This is a genomic window from Streptomyces sp. BR1, from assembly GCF_052373795.1.
GTDB lineage: Bacteria > Actinomycetota > Actinomycetes > Streptomycetales > Streptomycetaceae > Streptomyces.
The window spans coordinates 6497433-6510627 of record NZ_CM126252.1 but is presented as its reverse complement, the minus strand read 5'-3'; the positions used below and the strand labels follow the sequence as shown (position 1 = coordinate 6510627).

Genomic DNA, 13195 nt, shown 5'->3' with positions numbered 1-13195 from the left:
CTCAGCTCTGCTTCAGCAGCCGGTCGCAGGCCTTGACAGCGTTGTCAAGCGCTTCTTTGGGGCTCTCCTTGCCCTGGAGCGCCTTGGCCACCTCGTTGCGCAGCGCGGTCTTCATCTGGTCGCTGAACAGCACCGGCGTGTAATTGACCGCCGTCTTCAGGGACTTGGCGGCGGCGATCCGCACCCGCGTCTCGTCGGTGCCGTCCTCCTTGGTGAAGTACGGGTCGTCGAGCGAGCCCGCGGTGCTGGGGAAGATGGCGACCTTCTTGGCGAACCCCATCTGCCGGGTCGCGTCGGTGACGAAGTGGGCGAAGGCGACGGCGGCGGGCTTCTCCTTGGACTTGGCGTTGACCATGACGCCCATGACGTACATGTTGGCCTTGCCGGTGCTGCTGATCTGGTCGGTGATCCCGATGTTCTTGTAGAGCGTCGGGGCCTGCTTCTTGAAGTTGGCGAGGTCGAGCGCGCTGCCCGGGTTCAGGGCGACCGACTCGGTGAGGAACTTGTGCCCGGACGACTCGGGGGTCGCGGTCAGCGCCTGCGAGTCGAGCGCCTTGGCGTCGTACAACTCCTTGTAGTGGGTGAGGAGTTCGACCCCCTTGGCATCGTTGAACGCGAAGCCGTCACCCGTCTTGTTCATCAGCTCCACGCCGTAGCGGCCGAAGTCCTCGATGGTCGGGACGTTGGCGAAGGTGGCGATCTTGCCGTTGCTCTGCTGCGCCATCTTCATCCCGGCCGCGAAGACCTCGTCGTACGTCTTCGGCGGTTCGTCGGCGTCCAGACCGGCGTCCTTGAAGAGCCGCTTGTTGTAGAAGAGCGGGCCGGTGTTCAGATACCAGGGGAAGGCGTACGTGCCCTCCAAGCCGGGCACCTGGTGGCTCTGCCAGGCGCCGGGCAGATACTCCTTGCGGTAGTCGGCGGCGGCCTTGTCGAGGTCGAGCGCGAGACCGGCCTTGGCGAGCGGGGCCACCAGGTCCGGCGAGACGTTGACGACGTCGGGCAGCGTGCCGCCGGCCGCGTCGGCGCTGAGCTTGTCGGGGTATCCGTCCGCGGGCCGGTCGACCCACTTGACCTCCGTGCCGGGGTACTTCTTGCGGAAGTCCGCGATCACACCGTTGAAGTAGTCCTTGAAGTTGGCCTGGAGGTTCCAGGTCTGGAAGGTGATCTTCCCTTCGACCTTGCCGGACGCGTCGGACGAACCGGAGTCGGAGTCGCTGGAGCAGGCGCTCAGCGGCAGGACGGTGGCGAGGACGGCGGCAGCGGCGACTGCCCTGCGGGAGATGCGCACGGTGTACGGCTCCTTTGCTCGGACCAGACATGCGAGTGCTCGGACCAGCGGTGCGGGCATGAGCGACCGGGCCGGCACCGGGGGTCGGGGGGCGCCCCCCGTAAAGGCACGGCACCGGCCGCTCACATCGGCAGACTTTGCGGTGCGAATCTTCAAAAAGTCAATAGGCAGCCCCAGTTGGATGCTGTATGTGCAGGTCAGCGTTGTACTCAAAGCCAGTTGCGGCGATCTACTAATGCGCTTTAGAGTCATGGAGCTCAAGCGCTTTAGTACGCCGGGGCATTCACCGGTCGCAGACGGCCGGATCCACCGGGAAAGGGGCACGGGTGACACACAGCCCGCCGTCCGGCAAGGACACGTCGGTGGGCCGGCGCACTCCCGCGCGCCGCCCGACCATGAAGGACATCGCCCAGCGGGCCGGGGTGTCGGAGAGCGCGGTGTCGTTCGCGCTCAACGACCGGCCGGGCGTCTCGGAGGTCACCCGCGACCGCGTCCGCCGGGTCGCCGAGCAGCTGGGCTGGCGGCCGAGCACGGCGGCCCGCGCGCTGTCGGGCGAGGGCTCGGCGACGGTCGGGCTGGTGGTGGCGCGCCCGGCCGCGACGCTCGGCGTGGACTCGTTCTTCCTCCAGTTGATCTCGGGCATCCAGGAAGTGCTGGCGGAGCGTCAACTCGGCCTGCTCTTCCAGGTGGTGGAGGATGTCCGGGCCGAGTGCGCGGTGTACCGGCGGTGGTGGGCCGAGCACCGGGTGGACGGGGTCCTGGTGGTGGACCCGCGCACCGACGACCCGCGCCCTGAGCTCCTGGACGAGCTCGGGCTGCCCGGTGTCGTCATCGGCGGACTGCCCGACGCCCACCCGAATCTCTCCCAGGTGCGCGCGGACGACACCGGGGCGATGGCGGCGGTCGTGGGACGGCTGTACGCCCTCGGGCACCGGCGGATCGTGCACATCGCGGGTCTGGAGTCGCTGGCCCACACCGACCGCCGTATCCGCTCGCTGCGCGCCGAGGCCGACCGGCGCGGCCTGACCGGGGTGCGCTCGGTGACCACGGACTACTCGGACACGGAAGGCGCCGCCGTGACCCGCCGGGTGCTCACCGGGGACACGCCGCCGACCGCGCTCGTCTACGACAACGACGTGATGGCGGCGGCGGGCGCGGCCGTCGCGGCCGGGCTCGGCTTCTCCGTGCCGCACGATGTGTCGATCGTGTCCTGGGAGGACTCGGTGCTGTGCCGCATGGTCCACCCGTGGCTGACCGCGCTCTCCCGGGACACCGTCGCGTTCGGGCGGCTGGCCGCGCGGGAGTTGACCGCGCTGCTCGACGGCGGCGCCGCCCGGTCGGTGCCCATGCCGCTGCCCCGCCTGATCGAGCGCGAGAGCACCGCTCCCCCGCCGCTCACCGGGGCCTGAGCAGCAGCAGCGCCACGTCGTCGCCGCGCTCGCGGGCCTCGGCCACATGGCGTACGAGCGCGTCGGCCACCTCCTCCAGGGGGCGGCTTCCGACGGTGGCCAGCCGGTCGGCGACGGCGGCCAGCGACTCGTCGAGGTCGACGCCCGGGATCTCGATCAGGCCGTCGGTGTACAGCGCGAGGACCGACCCGGGCGCCAGCGGCACCTCGGTGGTCGGGTAGACCGCGCCCGCCTCGATGCCGAGCAGCGGCCCGCCCGCGAGGTCGAGCACCCGCACCCGGCCGTCCGGGGTCCGCAGCAGCGGCTGCGGATGCCCGGCCCGGGCGAGCAGGGCGCGCCCGCGCGCGGTGTCCAGGTGCAGATAGATGCAGCTGGCGAAGCGCTCGGCGGCGAGGTCGACCAGGAGCCGGTTGGTGGACTCCATGACCCGGCCGGGGCTCTGTCCGACGGCGGTGTAGGCGCGTACAGCGGTACGCACCTGGCCCATCAGGCCCGCCGCGGTGACGTTGTGGCCCTGGACGTCCCCGATGACGGCGGCGGCCGCGGTGCCGACCGGCAGCAGGTCGTAGAAGTCGCCGCCGATGTCCATGCCCTGGGTGCCCGGCAGATAGCGGGCCGCGACCTCCAGGCCGGGCAGCTCGGGCAGGGTGTGCGGCAGCAGGGCTTCCTGGAGGCCGTGGGCGAGCTGGTGCTTGGCGTCGTACAGCAGGGCCCGCTCCAGGGCCTGGGCGATGAGCCCGCCCACGCTGGTCAGCACCGCGCGCTCCTCGGCGGAGAACGTGCGCTGCTCGGCGAAGCCCAGGACGCAGGTGCCCACCGGGCGGCCGGAGGCGATCAGCGGCAGATAGGCCCAGGCGGCCATGCCGTCGGGGGTCGCGTAGCGGCTGGGGTAGAGGCGTTCCAGCTGGCGCTGCGACTCGAAGAAGGCGGGCACCCCGGTGAGCAGGGCGCGGGTGCCCGGGGTGCGGGCGCTCAGCGGCATGCCGTCGAACCGCTCGACGACCGAGGGGTCCTCGTAGCCGCGCTGGCCGAGGACATGCAGGCGCCCGCCGGAGGAGCCCAGCATCACCAGGGTCCGGCTGCCGACGGCCGGCATGATCTCGCCGGCCACCAGGTCGATCACGTCCTGCACGCCGACGGCCTCGGTCAGGGCGCTGGCCAGGCTCAGGATGTGCGAGATGGTCACGAGCCGCCCCGGGCCGTCCCCGGAGTCGCGCGGCGGGCGGCCCGGGTGGGGCGCGGCGCGGGCCCGGGTGATGCGCACGCTCAGGCCCGTGGTGCTCGGGTAGAGCCGGAAGGAGAGCCAGTCGCCGGGCGGGCGCAGCGCCACGAACCAGGTGATCCGCTGGCTGAGCAGCGCCGCCCGGTAGCTGTCCTCGTACATCGGGTCGTCGAGCCACGGCAGCGCGGTCCAGGGGGTCGCCCCGAGCAGCCGCTCGGCCGGGACGCCGAGCAGATCGCCCGCCGCCTGGTTGGCGTAGCCGATCCGCCCGTCGAGATCGAGCGCGCACAGCCCGTACGGGAGGCGCGCGGCCATCCGTGCGGCCTCGGCGGCGACGTTCTCGCCCAGCTCGGTCTCCTGGAGGCGGACGCCGGAACCGGGCAGCACCGGGCGGCCCTGCGCCACCGCCCACTCCATGTACTCGGCCAGCCGGTCGCAGGCCGCCGCGAGGCGTTCGCGCTCGCGGCCGGAGAGGTCGGGCGGGTGCGAGCCGGGCCAGGTCACATAGACCGCCCCGTACACGGTCTCCGCGCTCGCCACGGGCAGGGCGGCCAGGGCGAACGGATAGGGCAGCACGACGGCGATCCGGGGGTAGCGCCCGGCCATCTCGTCCTCGCCGCCCACCCACACCAGACGCCGCTCACGGACCGCGTCGGCGACCGGGATGGGGGCGGCGAGCCCGACCCGCTCCCAGGGCGCGGCGAAGACCCGGGGCAGCCCGGCCATCGCATTCATGACCAGCACGTTCTCGCCGGGATCGAGCACATAGACGGCGCCGGAGTGGGCCTGGACGTCGTCGAGCATCCCGGTGAGCACCCGGGAGAGCACCGCCTGGTGCGGGGGCGCGCGACCGGCCGGGGGGCCGGGCGCATCCCGGTCGGACATGGCCGACCACCTCCTCCACGGCCCCGCGACACCTCTGCTCCAGGCTCCCCCTCGCGGGGCCCGCGCGCACGGCGAGAGCGCCGGGCGGCCGGACACGGCGCGGCGGACGGCAGCCGACCGGGCGAAAGCGCGACGACACGGACGGCGTTTCGCGTGGAAGATCCGCCCGACTCCGTTATGAATCGGACGAAATATCTGACAGATCATCCGATCACCTGGATGGGGCCGATGAGACGAATGCCCCGGCGGGGGGCACAGCAGCCCTTCTCCGTACCGGAGTTGACTATCCGTCCACCCCACTACTTCTGGCCTCCCGGCTCGTTCACCCATCAGTGAGAGTCACTTCACGTGGGCAGCGTGTGACGTATCAGCACAAGTCATGTCCACACCATCTAATTTTCGACGCACCTTCCCACCCATGAAGGAAGCCTCATGCGCCGAACCACCCTCGCCGCCGCGTTGTCAGCCGCCGTCGCCCTGACCACCGCGGTCGCCCTGCCCGCCGCCGAGGCCACGCCCCACAGCGTCCTTCGGCCCGCCTCCGTATCCGCCGCCCAGCCGTTCCTGCCGCCGCTGCCGACGACCGCACCGCCGGTCACCCGGACCCTGAGCCCCGGCGTCACGCTCACCGCGCTCACCTTCGGCAGGAAGAACGCGGCCGACTACTGGACCGCGCATGTCTTCCTGCCCGCGGACCCCGGCGGTCCGGTCGGGAAGGCCACCACCGAGCTCGGCCCCAAGGACACCGCGGACCAGGTCGCGGACGCCCTGCGGCAGAAGGGGTTCGCCCCGCGCGTCGAAGAGGTCCGCTCGCCCGCCTACGCCGACCTGGCGGCGGGCACGCTCGGCTGGACGGTGCGCATCGGCGCCTACGCCGAACGCGCCGACGCCACCGCCGAGCTCGCGAAGGTGAAGGCCGCCGGGTTCGTCGGCGACACGCGCTACACCGGGCAGGACGGCACGGACACCAACGCGCCCGAGAAGGTCCACGTCATAAGAGTGGACTTCCGCAAGTTCCACGGCAGCGTGGGCACCGAGTTCGGGCCCACGCTGCACGGCACCGAGCCCGCCACCGAGCTGATCTCCCTGGCACACGCGGTCGCGGGCATCAACGGCCAGTGGTTCTACAACGACGCGCCGGGCGGGTTCTACGTCAAGGACGGCAAGGTCCTCGGCAGCGCCACCCAGGGCCGCGGCGCCATCATCGCCACCAAGGGCGGCCGTTCGGTCCGCGTCGACACGCTCACCGCGCACATGTCGATGCGTACGTCCCGGGGCGCCATCCAGGAGCTGGACGGCGTCAACCGCTTCCCCGGCGACGTCTGGAACTGCGGTGGGGACAGCGACGACATCCCGACCGACAAGCCGCAGCACGACTTCGAGTGCACCGACCCGAACGAGTTCATCGAGTTCACCCCCGAGTGGGGCACCCCGCCCACCGGCACCGGCGCCGAGGTCGTCGTCGACTCCCACGGCGAGGTCACCGCGGTCAACCACTCGCGCGGGGCGGCGGTCCCGCCCGGCGGCTCCACCGTCCAGGCCATCGGCGACAGCGCCGACTGGCTGGTCAAGAAGGTGCGGGTGGGCGATCAGATCGACATCAGCACCCGGGTCAGGGACGGCTACGGCCGCCCCGTCCCGCTCACCCGCGACACCCAGATCATGCAGGTCGGCCCGACGCTGGTGCGCAAGGGCAAGGTGTCGGTCAACGCGATGGGCGACGGGATCATCAGGTTCGGCTCCGACCACACCTTCACGTACGACTGGACCAACCGCGCCAATCCGCGCTCGATGATCGGCGTCGACGGCGACGGGCGGCTGATGCTGGTGGTCGTCGACGGGCGCCAGGCGGGCTACAGCGAGGGGCTGAGCATCGCGCGGACCGCCGACCTGATGCACCAGCTCGGCGCGCGCGAGGCGCTCAACCTCGACGGCGGCGGCTCCAGCGTGATGGTCACGGCGGCCGACGGGATCATCAACCGCCCGTCCGACTCCTCGGGCGAGCGCTCGCTCGGCAACGCCTGGGTCATCAAGCCCTGAGCACTCCAGCGTACGGCCCGTGCTCCGGCGCGGGCCGTACGCTCTTCAGTCCTCCGGGGGTTCCTCCGGCGGCACCACGGGCGGCTCGGTGAACAGGTCGATCCTGGCGCCCTCCTCGATCCTGCTGCCCTCGGGGACGAACTCGCACCACACCGCCTTGCCGTCGCCCCTGGGCTCCACGCCCCAGCGCGACGACACCGCCTCGATCAGCATCAGACCGCGCCCGGAAGTGGCCGCCTCGCCCGGGGTGCGGCGGCGCGGGCGGACGCTGGAGCGGTCCTTGACCCACAGCCGTACGCGCCGCACCGGCTGCGGCAGCACCTCCAGGGTGAGGACCGCGCCGCCCTCGGTGTGCAGCAGGACGTTGCCGAGGAGCTCACCGGCCGCCAGTTCCACGTCGTCGACGAGTTCGGCGAAGCCCCAGTCCTCCAGGGCGCGGCGCAGGGCCACCCGGGACTCGGCCAGGCCCTCCGGGTCGGCCTGGTGGATGTACTGGTGGATGCGGGGCGCCTGCGGGGTGCCCGGGTCCGGCGCCCGGCGCAACACGAGGAGGGCGACGTCGTCGCCGGTGCCCCAGCGCTCCCAGAGGCTGGCGGAGAGATGGTCGGCCAGCGCGTCCGGCGACTCCGGCCCCGCCCGGACGGCCGCCTCCAGCGCGTCCATCCCGGCCGTGATGTCCAGACCCGGCTCCTCGACGAGCCCGTCCGTGCACAGCACCAGCATTTCCCCGGGCACCAGGTCGAGCCGGGTCTCCGGGAACTCCTCGTCGTCGAACTCGGTGGCGAGCCCGAGCGGCAGACCGCCGCGCAGATTGGGGCGGCCGACCCGGCCGTCGGTGTGCCGGATGAACGGCCCCAAGTGGCCCGCGCGCACGGCCCGTACACCGCCGGATTCCAGGTCCACCTGCGCGTACGTACAGGTCGCGAAGCGTTCGGTGTCGAGTTCGGCGAGGAAGCGCGAGGCCCGGGCGAGGACGGTCGCGGGCGGGTGGCCCTCACCGGCGTAGGCGCGCAGCGCGATCCGCAGCTGGCCCATGATGGCGGCGGCGTGGGTGTCATGGCCCTGGACGTCGCCGACGACGACCCCGACCCGGCCCCTGGGCAGCGCGATCACGTCGTACCAGTCGCCGCCGACCTCCCGGCCGCCCCAGGCCGCGTGGTAGCGCACCGCGATCTCGGCGCCGGTGAACGCGGGCACATGGCGCGGCAGCATCGACGCCTGGAGGCCGGTGGCGAACTCGCGCTCCTGGTCGAAGAGGATGGCCCGCTGGAGCGACTGGGCGACGATGCCCGCCAGGCCCAGGCACAGGTTGCGGTCCTCGGCCGAGAAGTCGCTGCGCCCCCGGAAGAACAGGGCGAGGCCGCCGACCGGCCGGGCCTGGGCGATCAGCGGCAGGAACGCCGCCGCGTCCACTTCGAGGCTCTGTATGTACGGGGCCAGGCGCGGGAAGGTGTCACCGAGCTCCGCGAGCGAGGTCACGAACCGGGCCTGGCCGGTCAGCACGGCCTCGGCGAGCGGCAGCGAGTCGTCGAGCCGGTGCAGCGACAGCTCCTCCAGCGCCTGCATCGAGTCACCGGCCGCCGCGATCACCTTCAGCACACCGCCCTCGACCAGGCCGAGGACGAGCCCGTCGGCGCCGAAGCGCTCCATTCCGCCGGTGCCGGTGAGCACCGCCGCGACATCGTCGACGGTCACCGCCTTGGACAGGGCCTCCGTGGTGCCCTGGACCATGCCGGTGATACGCCTGCGGCCCGCTTCCAGCGGGCTGATCACGGTGAACTCGGTGAGCTCGGTCGAGGCGTTGCGGACGATCCCGATGACGCGGTACGCGGTCCCGCGCTCGTCCCGCAGGATCCGGCCGCGCACATGGGTCCACTGCCGGTGCCCGTTGCGCCGCCGCACCTGGAAGTACGCGCCGTACGAGGAGCGCCCGGTCTGCATGGCCTCGTCGATCACCGCGGCGATCCGGACGCCCTCCTCGGGCGGGACGCGGGTGGAGACGGTCCCGGGGAGGTTGTCGTACTCCTCGGGCCGAAGGTCGAAGACGGCAAGACCGGCGTCGTCGAACTCCAGGGTCCCGGCGTCCAGGTCCCAGTCGAAGCTGCCCATGCGGTTGAGGGCCAGCCTCTCGCCCGGCCCGATCCTCCGTCGGTCGCGTCCAGCCACTGCGTCAGCTTATCTTCGCGGGTTTTTCCTCCGCATCACGGAGGAGCGCCCCGGACGCCGATCGCGGCGGGTGCGCGGCACAGTCACCCGTTCGGCCGCGATGAGCGGGCGGCGGGTGCCGGGTTGTGCCGCAGCACCGCGTCGATCAGACCCGAGGCCGCCTCCGGGAAGTCCATCGGGACGATGCCGAGGCCGGTTGTGCCGGTGAGCGCCGAACCGTTCAGAAAGCCGCGGACCTGCGGGTTGAGCCGGTCCGCGTTCCACTCGGGCGGCAGTCCGGCCGCCGTGCTGACATAGTTGATGTAGAGCTTGCCGGGCTGGTCGGCGGCCTTGCGGAACTGGGCCTCGATCTTGGGGTACTTGCCGAAGGGCTCGGCGTTGTAGTCGTCCTGGATGTCGAAGAGCGCCGGATCGCCGTAACGTACGCCCGGCAGACCGCCGTTGTCGGCGAGCAGCACGACCTTGCCCCGGGCCTCGCCGAGCGTCGGCAGGGTGGAGTCGAGCCGGAACAGCGGCCGCCAGCCCTTCTGGTCGAGGTAGATGTCGAAGATCCGGCGGAACTCGGTGTCGCTCTCCGTCGAGTACTCCTGCTTCACGCGCATCAGGACGGTCTCGGTGGGGTGCGCCGCGAGGAAGTCCCGGCAGGCGGTGAGGACATCGCCGAACATCAGGTTCTGGTAGAAGGCGGCGTGGTGGATGGCGAAGGAGTCGCCGGTGACCCGGCAGCGTACGTCCAGGAAGCGGATCCCGGCGCCGAGCTGATCGGCGATGACCGCGTTCTGGCACTTCACCCAGAGCCCGCCGAACCGCGCGCCCGAGTCGTGCGTGCCCGGAATCGTCAGCTGGCGCAAGGGAGTCGAGCCGCTGATGCCCGCCATCCAGTCACTGACGCTCACAGAGCGCGCGGTGGCCGGCGCGGCGCCCGCGTAGGCCAGCAGTCCGGCGGCCGGAAGCACGGCCGCGCCCTTGAGAAATCCCCGCCGGTCCATGCCCACGCTCCCCCTGCCGCTCGGCGGCCTCGGTCGGCACATCAGTGCGTCGCATGGAAGCACAGACGGCCCGAGGACGACAGGCATCGCGCGGCACGGATTACCGGCCGGTAGTCCCGGCGCGTCCTTCATCCATGCTACTTTCGTGAAGACGCAAATAAGGATCCGCACCCTGCGGAACCGGCGTCCTTGCCATGCCCGTGCGAGCCGAGGAGGTGTTCGGGATGAGTCCCGACCGAAGTCCTCGCCGCACCGCGCCGACCGGCTGACCTTCCGACGCCTTCGGGCTGACAGCCGCCCTTTCTCGGCATCTCCCTTGCGGCGCGCGGCGCTCTCCCGCCGCGCCTATACCCAAGTACGCCCATGTCATCGCGTACGCACGCTCATTCCTCACCACTCCATGTGACCGCACGGATGCGTCCTGCCGTCATGCTCGGAGGGAGATTTCGTCATGACCATGCTTACCCCGGAGAAGATCGCTCCGCCGGGCCGGGGCACCCCCGGCCGTCGCGAGCGCAAGGCCGCCGAGCTGGAGGCCCGCACCCGGGCCGTCGGCGCGCGGCTCGCCGCCCTCAGCGCACACCCCGCCGCCCGGGTCCTCAAGGACCTCGACGCCGACCGTACGGGTCTGGGCCACGCGGACGTCCTGGAACGCCAGGAGCGGTTCGGCGCCAATGTCGTCGCCCATGAGAAGACCCCGGGCTGGGCGTCCCAGCTGGCCAGGGCGTACGCGAACCCGTTCATCGCCGTCCTGGTGTTCCTGGCGGCCGTCATGTACTGGCAGGACCCGGCGGACCCCGGTGTCGTCATCCTCTCCGTGATGGTGGGGGTCAGCGGGCTGCTGCGGTTCTGGCAGGAGTACCGCTCGGGCCGGGCGGCGGACGCCCTCAAGAAGCTGGTGACCACCACCACCGCCGTGCAGCGCAGGGCCGGTCGGGCCGCGCAGCCGACCACCGTCGAGGTGCCGATGGACCAGGTGGTCCCCGGTGACATCGTGAAGCTGGCGGCCGGCGACCTCATACCGGCCGACCTGCGGATCATCTCGGCCAAGGACCTGATGGTCTCTCAGGCCGCCCTGTCCGGCGAGTCGTTGCCGGTCGCCAAGGCCGACACCCGTACGAACGACCAGGGCCAGCACGCCACTTCCGACCCCGTCGACGCCGACAACCTCTGCCTGATGGGCACGTCGGTGACCTCCGGGACCGCCACCGGTGTGGTCGTGGCCACCGGCGCGGACACCTACTTCGGCTCGATGGCCGGTTCGCTGGCCGGTGAGCGGCCGCAGACCAACTTCGACAACGGCGTACGCAAGGTCAGCTTTCTGCTGATCCGCTTCATGCTGGTGATGGTCCCGGTCGTGTTCGCGATCAACGGCGTCACCAAGGGCGACTGGAACGAGGCGTTCCTCTTCGCCGTCGCGGTCGCCGTCGGGCTCACCCCCGAGATGCTGCCGATGGTCGTCTCCGCCAACCTGGCGCGCGGCGCGGTCGCGATGTCCAAGCGCAAGGTCGTCGTCAAGCGGCTCAACGCGATCCAGAACCTGGGCGCGATGGACGTGCTGTGCACCGACAAGACCGGCACGCTCACCGAGGACCGGATCGTCCTCGACCGCTACCTCGACGTGCACGGCGACGACGACAACGAGGTCCTGGAGTACGGCTATCTCAACGCCCACTTCCAGACCGGTCTGAAGAACCTGATGGACCAGGCGGTCATCGACCGCGTCAACGAGGCCGAGGAGGTTGTCGTCGACGCCCGGTTCACCCTGGTCGACGAGATCCCCTTCGACTTCGCCCGGCGCCGGATGTCCGTGGTCCTCAACCGCAACAGCTTCCTGGACACCGACAGCCTCATCGGCACCAACGCCCGGCCCGAGCACGTCATGGTCACCAAGGGCGCGGTCGAGGAAGTGCTCGGCCTGTGCACCCACATGATGGACCGGGGCGAGCGCGTCGCCCTCACCGACCAACTGCACTGGCACGTCACGCGGATCGCCGAGAACAACAACCGCGAGGGGCTGCGCGTCCTGGCCGTCGCCACCCGCGCCCTGCCCGAGCCGCGCGACACGTACAGCGTCGCGGACGAGGCGGAGCTCACCCTCATCGGCTACCTGGCCTTCCTCGACCCGCCGAAGGCGGACGCGGCGGCCGCCCTGCGGGGGCTTGCCGACAAGGGCATCGCGGTGAAGGTCGTCACCGGCGACAACGAACTGGTCGCGGCGCGGGTCTGCGCCGAGGTCGGTCTGGAGGTCGGCGAGGTCGTCACCGGCTCGGTCATCGACACGCTCGACGATCGGGAACTGCGTGAACTGGCCGCCCGCACCACGCTGTTCGCGAAGGTCAACCCGGTCCAGAAGGCCAGCGTCGTGCGCGCGCTCCAGGCGGAGGGCCACACGGTCGGCTTCCTCGGCGACGGCATCAACGACGCCGCCGCGCTGCGCGACGCCGATGTGGGCATCTCGGTCGACACCGCCGTCGACATCGCCAAGGAGTCGGCGGACATCATCCTGCTTGAGAAGGACCTGACGGTTCTGGAGCAGGGCGTCGTGCAGGGCCGCACCACCTTCGGCAACACCATCAAGTACATCAAGATGACGGCGTCGTCGAACTTCGGCAATGTCTTCTCGGTCCTGGTGGCGAGCGCCTTCATCCCCTTCCAGCCGATGCTGGCGATCCATCTCCTGGTCCAGAACCTGGTGTACGACATCGCCCAGCTGGCCACGCCGTGGGACCGGATGGACGAGGAGTACCTGCGCAAGCCGCGTAACTGGGACGCCAAGGGCATCGGCCGGTTCATGGTGACGATCGGGCCGATCAGCTCGGTCTTCGACATCACCACGTTCCTGGTGATGTGGAACGTGTTCGGCGCCGACAGCGAGGCGCACCAGAGCCTGTTCCAGTCCGGCTGGTTCGTCGAGGGCCTGCTCTCGCAGACGCTGATCGTCCACATGATCCGCACCCGCAAGATCCCCTTCATCCAGTCCCGCGCCTCCTGGCCGGTGATGGTGATGACGGTCCTGGCGGTGGCGACCGGGCTCTTCCTGCCCTTCTCGCCGCTGGCGGACAGCCTGGGCTTCACGGCCCTGCCGATGAGCTACTTCCCGAACCTCTTCGGCACGCTGCTCGCGTACTGCGCGCTCACGCAGCTGGTGAAGACGTGGTACATCCGGAAGTTCAACACCTGGCTGTAGCAGGCG

General features: G+C 71.0%; 7 protein-coding genes. 3 read left to right on the top strand and 4 right to left on the bottom strand.

Going from position 1 to position 13195, the window contains the following annotated elements; all coding sequences use genetic code 11:
* Position 1: 1 nt before the first annotated feature.
* A complete protein-coding gene (locus tag ACT1U9_RS28610; RefSeq protein WP_444535499.1) occupies positions 2-1288 on the bottom strand; it encodes an extracellular solute-binding protein in 1287 nt (428 codons plus the stop codon).
* A gap of 395 nt (positions 1289-1683) precedes the next feature.
* On the opposite strand from ACT1U9_RS28610, the gene ACT1U9_RS28605 reads away from it, so the two are divergent.
* Positions 1684-2697 carry a LacI family DNA-binding transcriptional regulator gene (locus ACT1U9_RS28605; RefSeq protein WP_444539275.1) on the top strand — a complete coding sequence of 338 codons (1014 nt, stop codon included), beginning with the start codon at positions 1684-1686 and terminating at the stop codon, positions 2695-2697.
* Here the strand turns inward: ACT1U9_RS28605 and ACT1U9_RS28600 are convergent.
* Complete coding sequence (locus ACT1U9_RS28600; RefSeq protein WP_444535498.1) at positions 2684-4804, bottom strand: SpoIIE family protein phosphatase; 2121 nt, start codon at positions 4802-4804, stop codon at positions 2684-2686. The genes ACT1U9_RS28605 and ACT1U9_RS28600 overlap by 14 nt on opposite strands.
* A gap of 432 nt (positions 4805-5236) precedes the next feature.
* Between ACT1U9_RS28600 and ACT1U9_RS28595 the strand changes: the two genes are divergently transcribed.
* Complete coding sequence (locus ACT1U9_RS28595) at positions 5237-6844, top strand: phosphodiester glycosidase family protein (RefSeq protein WP_444535497.1); 1608 nt, start codon at positions 5237-5239, stop codon at positions 6842-6844.
* 45 nt (positions 6845-6889) lie between these two features.
* Here ACT1U9_RS28595 and ACT1U9_RS28590 read toward each other — a convergent pair whose 3' ends face one another.
* Positions 6890-8953 (bottom strand): SpoIIE family protein phosphatase, encoded by a 2064-nt coding sequence (locus ACT1U9_RS28590; protein ID WP_444539274.1) that lies wholly within the window; start codon positions 8951-8953, stop codon positions 6890-6892.
* Between the two features lie 140 nt (positions 8954-9093).
* On the bottom strand, positions 9094-9999 hold the full coding sequence (locus ACT1U9_RS28585) for a phosphatidylinositol-specific phospholipase C (protein WP_444535496.1): 906 nt from the start codon (positions 9997-9999) through the stop codon (positions 9094-9096).
* 451 nt (positions 10000-10450) lie between these two features.
* Between ACT1U9_RS28585 and mgtA the strand changes: the two genes are divergently transcribed.
* Positions 10451-13189: a magnesium-translocating P-type ATPase gene (gene mgtA / locus ACT1U9_RS28580; protein WP_444535495.1), complete on the top strand. Its 2739-nt coding sequence runs from the start codon at positions 10451-10453 to the stop codon at positions 13187-13189.
* The last annotated feature ends 6 nt before the right edge of the window (positions 13190-13195 follow it).

Coding starts and splice junctions, on each gene's coding strand:
- ACT1U9_RS28605 (WP_444539275.1), top strand. CDS start 1,684: ATGAAGGACATCGCCCAGCGGGCCGGGGTGTCGGAGAGCGCGGTGTCG.
- ACT1U9_RS28600 (WP_444535498.1), bottom strand. CDS start 4,804: ATGTCCGACCGGGATGCGCCCGGCCCCCCGGCCGGTCGCGCGCCCCCG.
- ACT1U9_RS28595 (WP_444535497.1), top strand. CDS start 5,237: ATGCGCCGAACCACCCTCGCCGCCGCGTTGTCAGCCGCCGTCGCCCTG.
- ACT1U9_RS28590 (WP_444539274.1), bottom strand. CDS start 8,953: ATGGGCAGCTTCGACTGGGACCTGGACGCCGGGACCCTGGAGTTCGAC.
- ACT1U9_RS28585 (WP_444535496.1), bottom strand. CDS start 9,999: ATGGACCGGCGGGGATTTCTCAAGGGCGCGGCCGTGCTTCCGGCCGCC.
- mgtA (WP_444535495.1), top strand. CDS start 10,451: ATGACCATGCTTACCCCGGAGAAGATCGCTCCGCCGGGCCGGGGCACC.